The 20,537-nt window shown below is 37.8% G+C and carries 19 protein-coding genes; 14 read left to right on the forward strand and 5 right to left on the reverse strand.

Translation table 11 applies throughout. The features are described 5' to 3' along the window. Positions 1 to 53: 53 nt before the first annotated feature. Entirely contained in the window at positions 54 to 1,661 is a 1,608-nt protein-coding gene (locus H0W64_10295; GenBank protein MBA3662109.1) for an ABC-F family ATP-binding cassette domain-containing protein, read from the forward strand. Here the strand turns inward: H0W64_10295 and H0W64_10300 are convergent. The 4 genes from H0W64_10300 to H0W64_10315 form a co-directional block, all read right to left on the reverse strand. Beyond that, complete coding sequence (locus H0W64_10300) at positions 1,658 to 2,560, reverse strand: cation transporter (protein ID MBA3662110.1); 903 nt, start codon at positions 2,558 to 2,560, stop codon at positions 1,658 to 1,660. The genes H0W64_10295 and H0W64_10300 overlap by 4 nt on opposite strands. Positions 2,561 to 2,666: 106 nt before the next feature. Next, a complete protein-coding gene (locus H0W64_10305; GenBank protein MBA3662111.1) occupies positions 2,667 to 3,362 on the reverse strand; it encodes an acid phosphatase in 696 nt (231 codons plus the stop codon). Positions 3,363 to 3,557: 195 nt separating this feature from the next. Then, positions 3,558 to 4,547, reverse strand: coding sequence for a hypothetical protein (locus H0W64_10310; protein ID MBA3662112.1), 990 nt, complete (start codon positions 4,545 to 4,547; stop codon positions 3,558 to 3,560). A 181-nt stretch (positions 4,548 to 4,728) separates the two neighbouring features. Next, entirely contained in the window at positions 4,729 to 5,649 is a 921-nt protein-coding gene (locus tag H0W64_10315) for a hypothetical protein (protein MBA3662113.1), read from the reverse strand. A 290-nt stretch (positions 5,650 to 5,939) separates the two neighbouring features. Between H0W64_10315 and H0W64_10320 the strand changes: the two genes are divergently transcribed. From H0W64_10320 to H0W64_10345, 6 genes are all read left to right on the forward strand, one after another. Further along, entirely contained in the window at positions 5,940 to 7,109 is a 1,170-nt protein-coding gene (locus H0W64_10320) for a glycosyltransferase (protein ID MBA3662114.1), read from the forward strand. A gap of 1 nt (position 7,110) precedes the next feature. Next, on the forward strand, positions 7,111 to 9,360 hold the full coding sequence (locus H0W64_10325; protein MBA3662115.1) for an MMPL family transporter: 2,250 nt from the start codon (positions 7,111 to 7,113) through the stop codon (positions 9,358 to 9,360). Continuing rightward, entirely contained in the window at positions 9,357 to 10,508 is a 1,152-nt protein-coding gene (locus tag H0W64_10330) for a sterol desaturase family protein (GenBank protein ID MBA3662116.1), read from the forward strand. The genes H0W64_10325 and H0W64_10330 overlap by 4 nt, the downstream gene beginning before the upstream one ends. Positions 10,509 to 10,586: 78 nt before the next feature. Continuing rightward, positions 10,587 to 10,982 (forward strand): hypothetical protein, encoded by a 396-nt coding sequence (locus H0W64_10335; GenBank protein ID MBA3662117.1) that lies wholly within the window; start codon positions 10,587 to 10,589, stop codon positions 10,980 to 10,982. Positions 10,983 to 10,994: 12 nt separating this feature from the next. Continuing rightward, positions 10,995 to 11,678 (forward strand): hypothetical protein, encoded by a 684-nt coding sequence (locus H0W64_10340; GenBank protein ID MBA3662118.1) that lies wholly within the window; start codon positions 10,995 to 10,997, stop codon positions 11,676 to 11,678. Between the two features lie 70 nt (positions 11,679 to 11,748). Continuing rightward, positions 11,749 to 12,387 carry a hypothetical protein gene (locus H0W64_10345; protein ID MBA3662119.1) on the forward strand — a complete coding sequence of 213 codons (639 nt, stop codon included), beginning with the start codon at positions 11,749 to 11,751 and terminating at the stop codon, positions 12,385 to 12,387. A 198-nt stretch (positions 12,388 to 12,585) separates the two neighbouring features. Here H0W64_10345 and H0W64_10350 read toward each other — a convergent pair whose 3' ends face one another. Beyond that, a complete protein-coding gene (locus H0W64_10350; GenBank protein MBA3662120.1) occupies positions 12,586 to 13,881 on the reverse strand; it encodes a DUF1460 domain-containing protein in 1,296 nt (431 codons plus the stop codon). An 84-nt stretch (positions 13,882 to 13,965) separates the two neighbouring features. Here H0W64_10350 and H0W64_10355 point away from each other — a divergent pair, with 84 nt between their 5' ends. From H0W64_10355 to H0W64_10385, 7 genes are all read left to right on the forward strand, one after another. Then, complete coding sequence (locus H0W64_10355; protein ID MBA3662121.1) at positions 13,966 to 15,357, forward strand: fused MFS/spermidine synthase; 1,392 nt, start codon at positions 13,966 to 13,968, stop codon at positions 15,355 to 15,357. Positions 15,358 to 15,425: 68 nt separating this feature from the next. Beyond that, positions 15,426 to 15,626, forward strand: a complete 201-nt coding sequence (locus H0W64_10360) for a hypothetical protein (protein MBA3662122.1) — start codon at positions 15,426 to 15,428, stop codon at positions 15,624 to 15,626. A gap of 574 nt (positions 15,627 to 16,200) precedes the next feature. Further along, positions 16,201 to 16,410: a CsbD family protein gene (locus tag H0W64_10365; protein MBA3662123.1), complete on the forward strand. Its 210-nt coding sequence runs from the start codon at positions 16,201 to 16,203 to the stop codon at positions 16,408 to 16,410. A gap of 58 nt (positions 16,411 to 16,468) precedes the next feature. Next, complete coding sequence (locus H0W64_10370; protein MBA3662124.1) at positions 16,469 to 16,771, forward strand: hypothetical protein; 303 nt, start codon at positions 16,469 to 16,471, stop codon at positions 16,769 to 16,771. Between the two features lie 308 nt (positions 16,772 to 17,079). Then, entirely contained in the window at positions 17,080 to 18,456 is a 1,377-nt protein-coding gene (locus tag H0W64_10375; protein MBA3662125.1) for a mechanosensitive ion channel, read from the forward strand. A 223-nt stretch (positions 18,457 to 18,679) separates the two neighbouring features. Further along, a complete protein-coding gene (locus tag H0W64_10380) occupies positions 18,680 to 19,729 on the forward strand; it encodes a PilT/PilU family type 4a pilus ATPase (GenBank protein ID MBA3662126.1) in 1,050 nt (349 codons plus the stop codon). Between the two features lie 122 nt (positions 19,730 to 19,851). Then, positions 19,852 to 20,526, forward strand: a complete 675-nt coding sequence (locus tag H0W64_10385; GenBank protein ID MBA3662127.1) for a L,D-transpeptidase — start codon at positions 19,852 to 19,854, stop codon at positions 20,524 to 20,526. Positions 20,527 to 20,537 lie beyond the last annotated feature (11 nt).

Below are 20,537 nucleotides of genomic sequence, written 5' to 3' on the forward strand. Positions count from 1 at the left end.
TAGGCTGTATCTCACGAGATTTATATATATAAACGAGGCTGATAGTACTAAGTATGTTAGATATTAAAAATTTATCCATGGAGATAGGTCAAAGAACTTTATTCCGTGATGTCACGATGATTTTGTCACCGCAGCAGCGTTATGGCATTGTAGGCGCAAATGGCACTGGAAAATCCACTTTTCTAAAAATTCTTGCAGGTGAGGAACTCCCTAGTACCGGCATTATTGGCAAGCCCAAAATGATGACGACCGGTATTTTAAAACAAGATCATTTCAGTTACGAAAATGAACGCATTATTGATGTTGTCATTCGCGGTAATGCCATTTTATGGGATGCATTATGCGAAAAAGAAAAATTATTAACGCAAGAAGTTTTTGGTGATGCCGAAGGTTATCGGTTAGCGGCGTTAGAAGAAAAAATTATGCATCAACTTGGTTATGATGCAGAATCAATTGCCCAAACGTTATTAGTCGGATTAGGTATTGAAGCAAAATACCACTACGGACCCCTATCCGCTTTATCCGGAGGCTACAAACTACGCGTTTTACTTGCCCAAGTTTTATTTCAAAAACCAGATATTATGCTCTTAGATGAACCAACGAATCACTTGGATATAGTTTCAATTGCATGGCTTGAAGATTTTTTAAAAAATGAATTTCAAGGCTTACTTATTTTTATTTCACATGATCGCGAATTTTTAAATAGTCTTTCAACTGATATTCTTGATATTGATTACAGCACGATCACTGATTATGTCGGCAATTATGATCAATTTATTTTAGCGAAAGAAGAAACTTTATTGCAAAAACAAAATGAAGTTCAACATAAAGAAAAGCAAATTGAAGTCATGCAACGCTTTGTGGATCGCTTTCGTGCCAGTGCTGCTAAATCAAGACAAGCGCAATCGCGAGTCAAAATGATTGAACGCATTGAAATGCCTGATATTAAAGATTCATCCGTTATCAAACCTTTTTTTAATTTCGTACCGCAGCGGGCTTCTGGTAAACAAGTTTTAAAAGTGGATAAAATTTCTAAAAAATATGGCGAAAGAGAATTACTAAAAAATATCTCCTTTGTGTTACACCGTGGGGATAAATGCGCAGTCATCGGTCCAAATGGTATTGGTAAATCGACTTTATTAAAAACGCTGTTAAAAATTGTTCCTCCCGATGAAGGGCAATTCGAATGGAGTGAAACAGTTTCAGTGGGATATTTTGCGCAAGATTACCGCACCCAAATGCCTGGCCATCAAACGATATGGCAATGGTTAGAACATCAAGTTAGCGTGGCTCCGCAATTGATGCGAAGCGTATTAGGGCAAGTTTTATTTCGCGGCGATGATATTCATAAAAAAATTGCGGTTTTAAGTGGCGGAGAATCGGCCCGGCTTATGCTCGCTTGTCTCATTTTACAACAACATAATGTTTTAGTGCTGGATGAACCTACTAACCATCTTGATCTTGAATCAATTGATGCACTGCATGAAGCACTTACAAAATTTCCGGGCGTAGTTTTGTTTGTTAGTCATAATCGCTTTTTTATCGATCATATCGCGACGCGTGTCATTGCGTTAACGGAACATCATGGCGCACGTAACTATTTGGGTAATTATCATGATTATTTAGCGCAATATGGAAAGGATTATCTAGCCCGGGATTAGTGAGTAAAATCTTCCGCGCATTTTTTTCGCTCATGTTCGAGCGTAGTATGGGTAATATTGAACTTTTGTTTCAAAAGTTCTTTCAGCGAAGTTGTGACTGCGTCACAATCGTATCCTGCTGCAATGACAACGTGAGCGGTTAAACTAACCTTACCGCTCGTGATTGCCCAAACATGCAGCTCATGAATATCGACCACACCCTCAACTTCACGAAGCACTTGCTCTAATTGCAACATGTCAATTCCTTCCGGCACCCCTTCAAGAAGAATATTTATACTCTCTTTCAATAAAATCCACGTACGCGGTAATACCCATAATCCAATTCCTACTGCAATGAGAGAATCCACCCAAACCCATTGCGTAAAGTAAATAATGATGGCCCCGAGAATAACGCCAATGGAACCTAACATATCACTCCATACTTCGAGGTAAGCGCCTTTAACGTTAAGGCTTTTATCTTTATCACCAGCTAAAAGAGACATAGAAATAAGATTTACAATCAACCCAATACTCGCAATCACCAACATACCCAATGATTGAATCTCGGGTGGATTTTTTAGTCTTGCATAAGCTTCATATAAAATGTACATAGCGACTAAGAAAAGCATGACGGCATTAAAAGCTGCTGCCAAAATTTCAAATCGATAATAACCAAAAGTTCGCAATGCATCCGTGGGTCGACGCCCGATACGAATGGCAGCAAGAGCAATCGCCAAAGCTGCCGTGTCGGTAAGCATATGGGCGGCATCTGAAATAAGTGCAAGACTTCCGGTCAGGAAACCACCGACGACTTCAACGATAAGAAATGCAGAAGTTAGTAGCAAGGCAATAATGAGAGGTCGTTCTTTGTGTTGACCAGGAATAGCGTGGTTATGTCCTTTACCCAAAACACTCTCCATTCGTGTAATACGGTAATTATTTCAGTTTAATCTCAAATGGAAGGGAGGGAAAGGCTCATTTCTTTCCCTCAACTTTTAAGCTGGAATGGGCAGTTATAGGGTGAAGTCAGTTTAATTTTGCCAAACAAGCAGTTGGTGAAGTGTTATATAAAGGATTTGGAATGAGATGAGTAAAATCAGCTAAACCACCTTCAACGTCACTTACCTGATCGCCCAAGTTTAAGACAATTTGGTAGCCTTTTTCGGTTAAAATTTTGCGGACCGCGGTTTTATAACACGCAGGGGGCAATTGGACTTCTTTTTCATTCGCTAAATAAAGTCCGCTCCATCCATAAAATCCCACTTTTTGTAAATTCGTGATGGTATAGGAACGTACTGCCTCGGGGCGAAAAGAAACAAAAAATACCTCTACACCATTCTTAATCGCCAAATTGTATAAGTTTAAAACTGGTTGAATAGCAGGGGCGTCTGCCTGGCGATAACTTGCATCGATTGCTTCCTCAGAATTATTAAAATCCCTTTTTTTGTGATCAGGAAAGTTTGTGAGACTGGTATCGTCAATATCCAAAACAATAGCAAGTTTGCGGGGATGCCGTAGGGCATTATTTTCAGTAATTTTCTTTATTAAATTTTTTTCTGCTTTCGATACAATAGCTGCCACTTCTTTTTCGTACAAACCGGACTCATAATAAGTCACGATATGTCGCTTAGCACAGGTTAAATTGAGTGGAGGTTGAGCCAAAGTAAGATTGGGAAGCGCAATTGCAGAAATCACTGTGAGAAGAGCAGCATATTTTTTCATTGATAATCTCTTAATTGGGGTTTAAATGAAGAGAAGGAGTATAGTTTTTTATTTCATTATTGTAAGAATGCACAAAATTGTAATATAGTTACCAAAATTATACTACCCTATCTTCCCAGCCTCCCTGCTCAAAACTAAATCACTTGTAACTGCAAATTCCGGCTCAGTTAAGTGAAGAGAGGGGGGTAAAAGTTTTCACGAAGACTTATTAGCAAATTTGTTCATTACAATTTTCATCTTCTGCTTCGCTTTTTTATAACGGGAAATCCCAACGGAAGCAAACAAACCGGGCCCGGAGCCTGAAGCGTTAATTTGCATTTTATTGTTATTGTTATTGTTATTATTGTTATTATTGTTATTATTGTTGTTATTGTTGTTATTGTTGTTATTGTTGTTATTGTTGTTATCAACATTCTGATAATGAGTTACCAAATCTGCAATAATTTTTGTAAATTCTGCATCATTATTATGATGGGCAAACGTAAACGGATTATTAGTCAAAAACATTATCCTTGCAGCACATTTTTTTCTTAACTCATCTATATCGGTTTCTTTCATTGTTATACGATTATTTTCTAATTTAGCTAAAACAATTTCATCAACATGCTTCAAATAAAATTTATTCATAATTGGGTTTGCTTGTCTTTGCACAAAGAAAGGGGAGCAATTAAAATTAATTTCACTTAATTCTCTACCCGCATCACGAATAGGGCGATTGAGTGACTGTATATAAAACAGCTTACCTAAAGCCTTCATTCGTGGAAGAACTAATTCATCATTGTAATGATGAAAATTAATTTTGAACCAAGCTTCAGCCAGTTGCGCTAGCAAGGTCAGGTTGCTCTCCAACAAATTTGTAATTTCTTTATAGTCTTTTAGAAACTTTTTAAAAGGCGCAGGGTTAATTTGCACCGAGTTGCGCCCTTGAAACGAAGAAAAATATTTATTAAGGAGAGCTGCATGATTCGCTTGTTCTTCATCTGAGGAAATATATCCACTTTCAGCAGAATTGGAGTCTTCATTATTGGATTTAGCATACCTTGAAAAAACTGCATGCATGCGTTGGGCAAAATCTTCAAATTCCGGGTGGGCAATTATAAAATGCCGAATATTGCGATTGATGTTTGCATTGACAAAAAATTCATAATATTTTTGATACATCGTGATGATTTTTTCTTTTTTCATTGAACTCAAGCCTGTAGTTATTATTTTTATTCAGTCTAGTGTAAAGGTTAATTCTTAAGAAATAATTAGATTGAAAATTATTTTTATTTTCCTAGAATGCTAATTTACCTTTGTATTGTCGTTTTCCTCAACCAGCAAGGCCATTATGAACCTGCTGGATAAGATGTTTTGAATATTATCTTTAATGCCTGTTACTTGGTCTTCTAGGTAAATTCGGAGAAGGCAAAGGGCCTCTGGTTCCTGGAGTCCCCGTGGAAGGAAACATAGTAGTGCTTACTGAGGAAACGTTGTTATTATTGTTGTCATCTTTCTTTTTACTTGTATTCTTTAGGAAACGATTCATGACTACTTTTACCACCCTTGCAAAGTCGTCCTGAATATTATTCATGACTCCCTCTTTATAATCTTCCAAGAATGGCTGCAACGCATCAATACGCCAGGCTCTTAATCTTTGGTGATCATTTGGGTTCACAGTAATGCCACATTTTAACAACGTTGCTAAAATAATTTCATCGGCATTAGTAAAATAAAACGGATTCGTAATTTTATTTATTAAATTTTCTAAATAAAAAGGTGAGCAATGCGGATTGAGCAGACCTAATTCCCTTTGAACCGATTTAACAGCGTCATTTAAAGCATCCCCTTCATATTGATTAAAATTCTCAATGATTCTAGAAATTGTCTGGACATTTTTCGGAAAATTTATTTCAAACCATTTCTGAGCTAAATCGGTTAAAAGAGCTATTTTATCATAAAGAAAATCTCTCAAGTCTGGATGGTTTGAAAGATACTGAATAAAACGTTTGGGATCAGCCTGAACTGACAAGATCATTATGTTTTTATGTACAAATGATGAAAAATATTCTGCAAGCAACATGTCACAACTTTTCTCTACTTTTGTTTCGGAATACAGATAAGCGGGGCCGTAAAAGTTGGCAGCATGCTCATTGGCATGCGTAACGAAAATCGCATTAAATTCTTGGGCAAATCGCGCAAATTCAGGATTTTTTTCTATAAAATCTTTTAAATTTTTATTGATGTTCGCGTTCACAAAAAATTCATAAAAACGTTGATACATTTCAGCTACGGAGCGTTCTTTCATCAAGGATACCTGTCGTTCTAATTTTTGATTGGGGTATTATAGTTATAAATGCTTAAGGATTAATTATTGCCGCATCGCTTTCGAGTTGACACCCCACTTCTAAGACCATAATAAGTAAGGAAAATGATAAACAATCTCCCTATTATCCCTCGCTATCATTGTAAACATTGGTTAAGATCTCCTTATGGCCCTCTAGAATGTACTGGGTCATTAATGACAGTTCGACAATTTTGGGTTTGAAATGTATCGAAAATTTTAAGATCCCAATCAATGGCTGAAAGGTCTTACCAATGGAAATGGTTTTACTGTGTATTGCCTGGCTTACCTTAACTCATCTTCTTTTTACGCTAATTGAATTTACGATTGGCTTTACTTCAATTAAAGATTTACGGCAAGAAACAAATTTAGCTACCCCTCAACTACCTTCAGTTTCCATTATTTTTAGTGCCCTTAATGAAGAAGCGACGCTAGAGACGGCAGCCCGGTCTCTTCTCAATCTGAACTATCCTAAAATGGAAATCATTGCCATTAATGATCGTTCCACGGATGCGACTCCACACATTCTTAGTAATCTTGCAGAACAATATGGCCATTTAAAGGTTTACCATATTCAACAATTGCCAGAAAATTGGCTTGGTAAAAATCATGCCCTCCATTTTGCTGCTGAGAAAGCGCAAGGGGAATGGTTATTATTTACGGATGCTGACGTGATTGTGGCACCGGAGATCCTCACAAAAGCAGTTAGTTTTGCTATAAAAAATAAACTTGATCATCTTACTATTTATGAACGACACCTTCGCAACAACTTTTGGTTAAAAGTTATTTTATTAGGCAGTTATATTTCCTATTGCATGGCTTTTAAACCTTGGCGGGTTTCAAAACCCTGGAGTAAAAAATCTATTGGTCATGGGGCATTTAACCTAGTCAAAAAAGATGTTTACCAAGCTGTAGGCGGACACCGCTGCATTGCTTTATCTTGTCTTGATGACTTGATGTTAGGGAAGATTATAAAAAACAAAGGCTACAAGCAAGCTATTGTAACCGGAGGTGATTGGGTTAAGCGCGAATGGTATCAAACAGGTTCTGATATGATTGAGGGTTTAAAGAAAAATAGTTTTGCCTTTTTTAATTTTTCATCACTTGCAGTCGCAGCTAATTATCTTTTTGCTTTTATTTATTATTTTTTACCTTTATTGATGGTAATAATTTTTTCAGGCCCACTAGGTTGGGTCAATGGTCTCAACATTATATTAACTTTTATTATTAGTATACGTGTCGCAATCGCTTTTCGGATGAATCCATTTTTTGCTTTTTTATACCCTCTATCCATGGTAATGATTCTTTATATTGTTTTAATATCTCTTCTTTCTACCTATAAAAACAAAGGTGTGATTTGGCGAGATACCCATTACCCCTTAGAAAAATTAAAACATCATCAATTAACTGTCAATGAGCCTTAAGATGAAACAAGCACGCTTCTATCGATTCGGTAAAATACTTTATAAGCTTCGTTACTACGTACTTTTGATTTGCATCATCAGTGTGGCGTTGTGCATTCCTCTTATTCCAAAAGCTGTGAGTCATTTCAGTGAAACGGGATTTATAGATCCAGGCTCACAAAGTGCCATCACTAACACTTTGCTCAAAGAAAAAATTCCTTTTCGACAAAATCAATTTGTGATTATGTATGAAAGTAGACAATCTTTTACTAAGAATCCTAAATTATTTCAAGAAATTAGAAATTCTTTACATCAATTAAAAACCAATCGATTTGCCGCAAAAATTATTTATCCAGATGACAATGAAAAACAAGTGTCTAAAGATAAGCGCACCGCTTATGCAGTTGTATTTATAAAAGGAAATCATGATTTAACTGACCAGGAATTGGAAAAACTACGCGCATCTATTATGCGTCCTGCGCATCTCAGAATGCGCTTGGGTGGCGAACCTTTTTTTCTTAATGATATGAAGAAACAAACTGAAAAGGATTTGATTAAAGCTGAATATATTGCCACACCTGTCGCCGTGATTACTTTATTACTTGTTTTTGGTTCAGTGGTTGCAGCCTTAGTGCCGATGATTTTAGATGGGATTTGCGCCGTTTTTATTTTGAGCTTGCTTTATCTTCTCGGGAACTACCTTTCCCTATCGGTGTTTACTCTCAATATCGCGTTACTCCTTGGTTTATGTTTAAGTTTAGACTATGCGCTTTTTATTATTAATCGTTTCCGTGAAGAGTTAAAAATTGAGCCTTCTATTCCTGAGGCATTAGCGATTACGCTTGCAACCGCTGGTAAAGCGGTATTTTTTAGCGGCCTTGCGGTTTTTATCAGTCTAAGTGCCTTGTTACTTTTCCCCATTAATGTTTTATTTTCAGTGGGGGTTGGTGGATTAATTGCAGTGGGGGTAGCTGTATTTGTTTCAGTAGTCGTCTTACCTGCGCTTTTAGCCATTTTAAAAGCTAACATTAACCTTTTTTCAATTCAGTTTTTCAAACCAAATCCCAAACCAAACAGCAGCATTTGGTGGTGGATCGTCAATAAAGTTGTTGCGAAGCCCTGGCTGTATTTTATTGGGATTCTTGCGACCCTTCTCATTCTAGGCTCACCTTTTTTATTGGTCGACTTTGGTATCTCGGATTACCGAATTTTGCCCAAAAAAATTGAAAGTAGAAAAGTATTTGATGTATTTAAATCAAAGTTTACTGAAGGCGAGCTTACCCCCATCACGGTGATTGCAGAACCCACGCGAGGTAAAATTTTAACAAAAACCAATTTAGATTATTTATATCATTGGGTACAAAAGATGCGTCACGATCCCCGTGTTGCGCGGGTCGACAGCATTGTTTCAACTACACCTTTACTCAAAAATACTGAGTATCAAATGCTTTATACTAAAGGTCGCGCTCAATTACCCGACTCTGGTAAACAACTTTTGACTTTAACGACCAATGATGAATTTAGTGTCGTTAATATTGTCAGCAAAACGGGCAGTGATTCATCTGAAACAAGAAGCTTAGTTGAATCAATTCGTGACACTAAAGTTCGTGGGTTGAACTTGCAAGTAACAGGAGCACCTGCTAATACGGTTGATGTTTTACATCGGATTGGAGAAATTTTTCCTTATGCTTTTTTATGGGTCATTTCTTTAACGTACATTATTTTACTACTTTTATTTCATTCGATTTTTCTTCCCATTAAAGCCATCGTGGTTAATATTTTAAGCTTGTTTGCAAGTTATGGCATACTGGTTTTTATCATTCAAGAAGGGCATTTTGCGCAATGGCTTAATTTTGAAGCGCAAGGGGTCATCGATATCAGTTTATTAATCATTATTTTTTGTGCCTTGTTTGGCTTTTCAATGGATTACGAAGTTTTTTTATTAAGCCGTATCAAAGAAAGATATGAGCAAACAGGCGATAGTGTCGAAAGTATTTGCTACGGGATTGTTCACAGCAGTAAGATCATTACTAGTGCAGCCATTATTGTCATCTTAATTTGCTTTTCTTTTATTTCCGCAGATATTTTATTAGTCAAAGCCTTCGGCTTAGGAATCGCTATCGCTATTTTTGTAGATGCCTTCTTAATCCGTACCATCATGGTACCTGCCTTTATGACCATATTGGGAAAATGGAATTGGTATTTACCAAAATGGTTGAGTTATCTTTTGCCGAAACTATCTTTCAACCCCGATGAAAATCATCAGCCATGATCATCATTACTGTCTTACAAATCCTGTGCGCTATTTTAATAGGCACCGTTTTCTTTGATTTTATCCATTATGCTTTACATCGGTTTATGAAAGCTGAGCATTCTGTTTTAAAGCTCCTCGGAAAATTACATGGTGTTCACCATCGTTTTTTTCCTGCAGATTTGCAAATTCGAAAGGTCTGGATAAAAAAAAATCTCTTACAGCATGTTTTTTTTGAATATTGCATGACACTAAGCGGAATTGTACTTTGCTTGCTTATTTTTTCGAGCAGCATTGTGGTCATGGCTGGCTTTCTCGAAACTTGTTTATTCGGATCGATTGTCTTTAGTCAAGGCTTAGATTTCCATCATCGTTCATTAGGCTCCCTTAAACCCTACCGCGGCGGAGTTTTTGTTTCTACGCAATACCATGCCATGCATCATGTTTATCCTAATCATTTTTATGGTAGCTACATTAAGCTAGTCGATTATCTTTTTGGTACGGCTTTGCCATTAGCTGGAAAACACATTGTGATGACGGGGGCGCACGGTGCGCTGGGCTCAAATTTGTTGCACTTTCTTAAGAAAGAAGGTGCCCATATCACCGCATTGCAATACGGCGTTGACTATCAATACGATAATTATCAGCGATGTGACAATGCCCTTAAAACCGCCGATATTCTTTTATTAGCGCATGGTACTAAACACGATCATACGCAAGAAGCGAATTGTGATTCCTACGTTTACTTCATTGAGCAGTTGAAAAGGTTACAACCCCAACGTTTTGTCCCTCTCGAAATTTGGGCCGTCGGATCTGAAATTGAATGTCATCCCTGCTTTGGTATAAAAAAACTTTACCCGTATGCACAATCGAAAAGAAATTTCGCTAAATTTGCGCGAAACTATTTTTATGATGACACGATTCAATATCGGCATCTTGTCCATTCAGCCTTCACTTCACGCATGGGCCCCGGCCTCATGTCTGCTAAGTTCGCTGCTTGGATAACACTTTTCCTTTTAAAACGGGGCTTCAAATATATTCCAGTAACTTATACAGGCTTTGCATGGCTTAACTACCTTCTTTTTTTTAATGCGGGTTTACCCCGACTTGGTAGAGAACTTTGGGAACGCAGTAGTCAAATTGTGAAACTAAGAATTTTATCAAAATAATACTTTTTCAGTTTACTCTTTGATCAGCTTCACTCTAATATAGGAGCTAACACTCTTAACTTTTCAAAAGGATCAGGGATGGCTAGAAAACTTTTAGTAGCATTGGGATGTTTTATCGCCTTAACTTTTTCGATTGACACTTTCAGCGAACCAGGCTTTTTGTCATGGTTTGTTTCTCCCACTCATTCTAATTGCCCGCAAGCCGTGTCTGCTTCTCATCCACAATTTTGTCAATCTTTTCGTGCGGTCGCACAATGTCACTGCACTGAATCTGGACTACCGGCAGGAATGTGTCGAGATATGAATACAATCTATAAGCGCATGTTGGCCGTCTTTGGCTCACAGCAGAAGGCTTGCGCCTATCAAAAAGACACGCAATTTCAAACGTGTATGGATGATTGGAATTGTTATCTTTTAGGAGGTCGAGATTCACTCGGTAATTTGTGTAGCACTACCGGTAAACGTTGTACTTAACGAGAGACATTTTTGAAGTATTTTCCTTTAATTGCTAAGACAAAACCAAAATCATATTTAGTTATTCCTCTGGTCTTGCATTTATTACTCACAGTAGCACATGCAAGTACCAACGCTTATGAGGAACTGTACCGTCGTCCTTTTTATCTAGGCTTCATCACCGGTTATGGATCAACCACATGGCAAATGCTTGTTCCAGGAGATACAGACAATGATGCTCTCATTATCTCGACCCCTCAAACCGTGAAAGAGGGGGGCGCGATTTGGGGATTTTTCCTAGGGTATGAGTTAATGCCCACTTTTGCCCTTGAAACCAATTATTTGCGTTACCCTAATGCAAAAATTAATTTTGATGAAATGAGTTTAGTTGCATTTGAATATGGTTTAACTGAATTGGTTACGCACACTGAGACCGCAAGTTTGATGGCTAAATTCATGGTTTTTATTCCTTACACAGCGATACGGGCTTATTCTAGTGCAGGGGTTGCAGGCGTACACCGCTATGATCAGTTAACCAATTGTTGGCGTGCGAGCCCCACTTTTGGTTTAGGTTTAAACTATAATTTCACCGAACGAGTGATGGGAGAAATTGGTTTAAACTATACGGGTGGTTATGGTGAATCTGAACTCAATCCCGTTGAAAATTATGTCCCCTTTTTATACTCCGCATTTTTACGCTTTGCGATTCGCTTTTAAATAGCTATTCTTTCAGTCCTTTTTTTTATTATGATGTTCCTTATAAGTATTAATATGAACTGAGGATTTTATGGGCATTCGTTTTTTTAATGAAACTTCAACACAATCACGTTTTGCTAAAAGCAAGGAGCTTAAACACTTGCTCATCTTGATTACGGCTTTTAAAGAAAAACGTGATTCACTCAAAAAAGACGCTGATACCAATGGGAGCGGGAGTTTAGATTTTAAAAAATATGTAGCATTTTATGGCGCCGTTAAGGATATCAAAAATGCACTTCACCAATTCAATCAAGCCCCGTGCTCTAACTTACAAGATAATGAAATTCTTCAAATGATATTACTTACTCAGGAAATCAAAAGCATTGTAGAAAAATATTATATTTTGCATAAAGAAACCCTATTAAAACCGCGCAATAATTATAAAAAAACTGCTAATACCCTCATTCGCTGGGCCACCATCGCCCTTGTTGGACTGGGCACAGCTTGTGCAAGTTCTTTCTCGTTATTCCTAAGTGCTGCTTCGATGTACTCAGCGGGCTGGCTAGAAAAACAATTACGCTCTAATTACGGTTTTGATAACCTCACTCCTGAAAGCGCACAACTTTTTGGCGCACTCGAAATTACCAGTAAAGAAATTATCGCAAATTTGAAACGCTACCTTGATTACAAGAATAACTCCGAAACCAACACGCGCTCATTGAGGACATAACGGTTAAAAAATACCCTTGCAACTTTTTGATCTTAAATCGCTAGTAGAATTGCTTTGCTTGCTTTATCCGCAAGTTATTCTGGGGTTTCTTTCCTGGTTCGTTGTTGGTAAGCCACAGCATAATCTGAGATCCTATGCAAACAAACCAAGTCATCGTCCTTTTAACGATTGAAACCAAAGGTAATGATGAACCTGCCCTCAAACTGACGATGGAGCGCTCGGAGAGGTTATTTTTTCAACATGAATACCTAAGATCGCCGGATTGGATAAATACCAATACATACCGTACTGTTGGTTCGTAATGTATTCTTGAAAGGGAATAGTTTCAACGCGATTACAAGTTCGATGGGTTTGCACACCTTTCGGTAAAGAAGCCTTGCAATACGTTTTGCCTTCAAGCTCATACCAATAATAGTGATTAGGATAGGAACGCGTTGCATGCACAAACATTAGCTCATTACAAAAACTGGCACGGCAAATAATCGACTGTACCTGACATTCACTTTCATCCTCACGATTGTAAGAACAATTTATTTTTTTATAGATTTCCTCCCCTCGTTTAAATTGCGTGCGGTATAGAAGGCCTACGTGAGCTATCGCAAGTTTTGTGCCGATGACATCTTGGATTTTTTTTCTCCCGATTAACCACTTATTACTATCCACAACAATTTCAACCAATGCAGGTGTCGGCATATTTTTTAAAATCGCTTCCTTTATAAAGAAATGTCCCTGATTACTACGCTGCACCCATTGCCAAGTGGGTAAATAATCAATCGTTACTGAAGTATTCGCTAATCGAGGAAAAGTTAAATGTTGATACAAAGTCGAGAAACGTTTAACCATCGCCGGGCCATCTTTTTTATTCAATACTTTAATGGTGTGTTCGAGGTCTTCAAGTTTTGACTGCATCCATAACTTACGATTAATGGTAACCGTAAGGTTTTGAACTTCACCTAATTGGTCCGTACTATTTTTTAAATAACCCTGTTGACGATTCAGTGGATTAAAATCCGCCTCTACAAAATGATTACGATTATAAAAATGAACAATATTTTGTTTAAGACCTGCCGCACCGTAACTTATTTTTAAATAATGTTGATCGAAGCTCGCAAGATCATGTGCAAATAATAAAGCCATTGCAGTCTGGACAAAACTTTGACAGTCAAAATAATCTAATCGATAAAGTGGAGATTGCTGGAGGTGAAGTGCGGAAGCACGGTAAGTAGAATGGGTCGCCATCCAATCTCCTTCGCCAATCGTTTCCTTATTACTATAAGGAATATCCTGCAGAGCTGCCGCAATTAACACGATACGTTTATTGATATCAGAAATCCTCGCATGTTCCTGTAAAAATCCAGAGATGCCGTTACGTGCGTGTTGCATAGTTTTACGGTATTTAGATGCGTCCAATACGCTGAAATCATTTTGAGCGGCAGGAAGTGATTGATAACCTAGTATTATCATAAAAAATACGATAGCTTTGAGAACATCCATGATCCCGATCCTTTTGCAATCTATACGCTTGAGTGTAGCCTCGATTGAGCAGAAGTGAAATCAAGGTTGCAAGGAATAATAGATATGTTTGAACGAACTGCAGCACCTAGCCAATTCACTACCAATGCCCTCATCCTTTTTATTATTTTGACTGAGGGATTTGTTTCAATCGCAGTGGAAATGATCACCATTCGCCAATTACTCCCGGTCGCTGGTGGCAGTGTAATTGTAACGAGTTTAATTATTGGTATTTTCTTATTGTTCCTCGCTCTCGGTTATGCACAAGGGGGAGCTTACAGTGGGGATGCTCGTTCTTTATTACGACGCAACTTCCTCCTTGCAGCTTTTTGGCTAGGAATAGGCTTATCCTACGTATTCATTAATTATTTTTTCAATTTCTTAGAAGGGGTGCTTGGTCAGCATATTTTTTATCCGGTCATTCTTTATCTGTTAGTCATTATTGCACCCTTAATATTTGTTTTGGGACAGACTATTCCTATTGTATTAAACGGATTACAGACAGAAAAAACAGCAGGACGAATTGGTGGACAAGCCCTTGCATTAAATACCATCGGTTCATTTTTAGGTTCTATTGGCACAACAGTCATTTTTTTCCATTATTTTGGCATTGGTTTTACCATTTTTATCAATGCAACTTTATTGCTAGGATTAAACTTATTATTAACGCGTGACAAAGATTTTGTCTTGACTCTACTTTTTGCCGTGAGTGTCAGTGTTTTCCTGTTTATTTTAAATGTAAGCAAGGAGAGCGCACGATTTACGCTCACGAATAATTATGCCAACTATGAAGTCCTTAAATTGCAACAAAATTCGCAAGAAAAAATTTTGGTCATCAACTCGGGGTTAAGTGCTTACACTAACGATCACGGCCAGGGCTTTCCATATATTGAAATGATTAAAAAAATTCTCTTTCGCGATTTAAAATTAAGTAATAAAGCGATTCTCGTTTTGGGAGCGGGTGGCTTTTCATTGTCAGCTGAAAACACTTTTGGAAATAACTTTACCTATGTTGACATTGATCAGCAGTTATTAAAAGTAGTGGTCCCGCACTTTCGCACCGAAATCAAAGAAAATTTAATGATTGATGATGCAAGGCACTATTTACGAATCCATCAACAATTATTTGATGCAATTGTGACAGATGTTTACAGTGACGTTAAAGCAATCCCGGCTCAATTTTTAACCCGAGAATATATGCATAGTGTGCATCATCATTTAACAAAACAAGGCATTGCTATTTTTAACATCATTGCAAATCCATTCTTAACCGATGCTTACTCTAAAAGAATCGACAATACAATTCGATCTGTTTTTGCAAACTGCATGGTTATCCCCCACACGTACGCGGACCGCCCTACTAATATTATCTATAGCTGTAAAAAAGCAGATCACCCTGATCCTATCGTTTACACAGACGATTTAAATCGCTCAACGACAGATGCTTTTAGCTGGTAATCAGTCGCAAGTCGTTTAAATAGCTGATAACATTGAATTTCCATGTTTTATTAACAGGAGTCTGTTTCATGCAAAAAACACTTTTTGTTGCAGCACTGATTGTTATGATAGCTGGTTGTACCAATACGGTTTACCGAACCCCAGTTGCGCCAGTTTCGCATCACACGACCACCACTTACACCTCCAAACCTGGCATGACCCCAGCTGTGAAGCGCTCGACCACCACCACCTATACAGAACCACAGACTGTAACAACAACAGCTTACTAGTTGTCGGCTAAAAGCTTGGTCGAAAGACCAAGCTTTTTATTTTTCTTATTCTCTAGGTTTAAAGGGAAAGTGCCGTGTTTGTAATGTTAGTTTTTTTCATCTAAAAACATTTTCAATCAATCCCCCCACATGAATTTTTTATAATAAGAATGAGCACATGAAATAAAGGTTGTTCTAGAAATTCGTATTTATTGCAAGACTAAGCCTGTGATCCCCTTTTAATATTGGTATGTTTTCTAAACATTCATTTTTCTATTGCATAGTGAAACGTTAAAATTAAATATTTAAAGAGATAACTATTAACCATCATATAAATATGTGCCTCTCGTTACTTTAGCTTTTTTTAAATTCAAAAAAATTAATTTAGAAAAATTAGGCGGAAATGACTTGTACATTTCTTTACTGGGTTTACTTTTAAAAACAAATTCGCTATAGTAGATCTCATGCAACATCAGTTCACATACTGCTTCATTCTTTTTACATTGCATTAAATTACTTTTTTTACTTCTAGTAACAGCAGTTTTTATTTAAATTTTTTAAAAATTATTTTAAAAAAATAATAAGGGGATTACCTATGAATAAAGATATTATTAGTGGATATTGGCATGAAGTGAAAGGCAAGCTAAAGCAACAATGGGCAAAACTAACTGATGATGACATTACAGCCATGAAAGGTTCTTATGAAGAACTTTCGGGCTATTTACAAAAAAATTATGGCTATGAAAAAGATCAAGCTAAAAAGGAAATTGATTCTTTTACCAAAAAACATGGTTGGTTAATTTAAATATAATTTCAAAATGATTTTCAGAAACACATTGGATAAAAATGAAGGGAGAAATCATATGAATAATCCACAAAAATATAATTTAGCTGCAGAATCGAATATAGAACGCTTAAAACCTTTGCAGGAAGATATCAAAAAAATTAAAAATGATTTCCAAGAGACTAAAAATTCCATTTATCAAACTTATGATGATGCGAAGGATCTGGCTAAAAATGCAGTGCATCAATCTATTGAGCAAGTAAGGCATCAATCGCAACGATGGCAAGATCAAGCGCTTGGCTTAGTCAGGTCAAGTCCTATCAGGACAATAGGTATAGCCATGCTAGTTGGTGTTTTGGCAGGACGTTTGTTTAACCGGTAATAGCTAATCAATAAGTACTACATCATCACTTGCAGAGTGGAATGGTTTTTTTCCCAGTCGCTCTGCAAGTTCCGGATTGGCTTCTCACTACCTTAAAATGACAACTTTATTAAATTGAGTGACTTTGTATAAATTGTACTGAATATATAAAATAACCTATATTCCTTGCATGTTTATCAAGATGTCTGGTGTTTGCGTGATTAAATCGATTATATTGATCATATTTTAATCAAAATCTTATGTTTGGGTTGCCAGTTGCTGAATATGGTTTAAAATATCCTTTTGTTCAATTTAATTACAGGCCTTCCATGAAACTGAATCAGCTTTTACGAATTGCAGAATTACCCGATGCCGCTATTCCCCTCTCTGTATGGGTCGGAATTAGTTTTATCGTCGGCCTCACTTCCGCCATTTTCTATGTTTGGGGTAAAAAAAGTGCCAAAGAAGGGCAAACCCCTCGCTGGTTAGCTTTTGCAGGTTTTGTATTAGAAGTGACGAAAAAACCCTTACTCTTTTTACTGATTAGTTACGGCCTTTATATGGCGGTGAATATTTTAAGCTTAACCCAAACCCCGCTCATCTCAGGGGCTAACTTAACCCCCGTCCATTATTTATTTGGTTTTATTGAGTTTATCGCCTTCTTCTGGCTCGTATTTAATATACTCCGGGTAGGAAAATTAAGAGTTTGGCAATGGGCCGATAAAAACAACCATACCTTATTACAAATTTTTATTCCGGCTATTGGAAATAGCATTCAAGCAGTCGTATTTCTTTTAATGCTTACGATGCTCATTCCTATGCTTAACTTATCCGGTGCGCCCGGCATTGCTTTAGAAAAAGCAGCTAAAGTCATTTTAATCGGGATGATAGGTTGGATCTCGGTGCAAATGATCAATGTGCTCGAAAAAATCATTATCAGACAATATAGTCATGATCAAAACCCATTCACTACACGTAAAATTAACACGCAAGTTGTTATTCTAAAAAGAGTAGTACTAGCCATTGTTTTTACTATAACGCTAGCCGCTATTTTAATGATATTTGATAGTGTCAAAAACATTGGTGCAGGTCTCTTAACCACAGCAGGTATAGTGAGTGCCGTCGGCGCTTTCGCAAGTCAACAAAGCTTAGGAAGACTCTTTGCCGGTTTACAAATAGCCTTCACGCAACCCATTCGTATTGGTGACACCGTTGTCATTGAAAATGAGTTTGGGCAAGTTGAAGAAATCACCCTTTCCTATATTGTGGTGAAACTCTGGGATTTACGCCGCTTAATTCTGCCGACCGATTATTTTACCAGTAAAGGTTTGCTTAACTTAACCCGCAACACGACTCAACTACTTGGGACGGTCTTTCTACATACGGATTACACCTTGCCCATTGAAACGATACGTCAAAAATTTAATGAATTTTTAACCCAATCTAAATTATGGGATGGTAAAGTCAGCGCGTTTCAAGTGACGGAAATGCGAGAAAGTACGATGGAAATTCGCGCACTGGTTAGTGCAGAAAATGCAAGTATCTTATGGAACTTAAGATGTGAAATACGTGAAAAATTAATCACTTTCATTTCTGAGCACTATCCTGAATGTTTGACTAAAACGCGTAGCTTAACGACCAATGTTTCTGCTGAGCCCGAGCTTGAGCATCTCTCCCATGAAAAACGTGCCGCCGCCTCTTCTTAAAATGGTTAGGTGAATGCCTAATACTTAAGTGCATTCACCGCTACACCTTGACCTTTCCTGAATGGAATTCAACCCCAAAGATTGCGCAATATTTCGGTATACCTTTCGGATTAACTTAAAGCCTTCTACTCATTTCTTGTTTTGAAAAACCCTGTCGCTTCGGCGTGGTTTTCTTTATGATCAAAGTCTATTTCTCCTAAACTTGATATACGTAGGGATAGTTATGGAATTAATTGAGCTGTTAAAAAAAGCGATTAAAGAAAAAGCTTCCGATTTACATATACTGCCAGCACAACCGCCATTGCTTCGCATTGATGGGGAATTAGCCCCGATCAGTGATACGCCCGCTCTAACACCTGAAGACTCCCAGCGGTTAATTTATAGCGCGCTTTCGCTTTCTCAGCAAAAGGATTTTGAAAAAAATTTAGTGGGTGACATTGCAGTTATTTATCCCAAAGTAGGGAATTTCCGTCTAAGTATTTTGCATCAACGCCGTGGCATTGCAGGTGTTTTCCGGGTCATTCCTGAAAAAATTCCGACTTTTGAAGAATTAAACTTACCTTTGGTATTGAAATCCTTACTCAACCTATCTCATGGATTAATTCTAGTAACGGGTGCCACGGGGTCAGGCAAAAGCACAACTCTTGCGACTATGATTGATTATATTAATGCGATGCGGGCCTGTCATATTTTGACTATTGAAGATCCAATAGAATTTATATTCCCCGTTAAAAAAAGTGCTATTAACCAAATGCAAATCCATCGGGATACGCCTGATGTTGCTACTGCTTTACGCGCTTCACTTCGCCAAGATCCCGACGTTATTTTGTTAGCAGAAATGCGGGACGTTGAAACAGTCCGTCTCGCTTTAACTGCGGCGGAAACCGGTCATTTGGTTATGGCTACACTCCATGCAAGCTCAGCCCCACTTGCAATAAGCCGTATAGTCGATATGTTCCCTACGGCCGAAAAAGGTCGCATTCGCAATTTACTTTCAGAAACCTTACAAGCTGTTGTGTGCCAAACTTTAGTAAAAAGAATTAATAGTGGCCGCGTTGCAGCTTTTGAAGTGATGCTTAACACGCCAGCGATCCGTCATTTGATTCGCCAAGATAAAATTGCCCACATGTTAATGACCATTCAAACCAGTGGGGACCAGGGCATGTTTACCTTAGATCAACATTTACAGGAATTAGTCGCGAAGCGTATTATTAGCTCGACTGTAGCCCGCTCGGCTACCTCCAACCAAGGCTTATTTCGTTTTGAACTTTGATTTTACTAGAGATTAATTTTTGTACAATTTTATATTTTAACAGTACTTTAGTTGTACAATTAATATAAGGACAAACAAAAAAACGCAACGGACTGCCGCTTTAAGGAATAGAGGGAGGCAGCATGGTTGCGATCGTGATTGCGGCATTCGTTATATTTTTTTGCTTAATCAATCCAGTCTTCGCAAAACGTATCACCACCGAATTATGTGATAATCCAAAATACTTTTGTTATGTCGTTAAACGTGGCGATACCTGGCAAAAATTATTTAAAGAGCCAGAGCAAGTTAATTTAGTAATGCGAATTAACCGTATGAATACGCGGCTACATAAAGGGATGACGATTGCCATACCTAAAACTATATCCAACGATCCTTTACTTTACTCTCCTCTTCCCAACGATATCGACCCACCGGGCGAAAAAGTTATTATCGTATCCTTAGGACAATTAGCCTTTGGTGCTTACGGCGCCAACGGCCGGCTTGAATATTGGGGACCGATTTCTGGAGGTAAAAGTTATTGCGCCGATGTTCGATCGCGCTGCAGTACGCCGCCAGGACGTTATCGAATTTACACTAAGCAAGGCAGTGGCTGTTTTTCTACAAAATTTCCAGTTGGCAAGGGTGGAGCGCCCATGCCGTACTGCATGTTTTTTAAAGGCGGCTTTGCATTGCACGGATCACCAACGGTTCCGGGTTATCACGATAGTCATGGATGCGTTAGACTATTTACCAATGATGCTAAGTGGCTCAATCAAGAATTTGATGACGGCCATACTCGCGTTATTGTTAAGCCATAATCATTGTGGAT

It is taken from the genome of Gammaproteobacteria bacterium (assembly GCA_013816845.1).
GTDB lineage: Bacteria > Pseudomonadota > Gammaproteobacteria > DSM-16500 > DSM-16500 > Aquicella.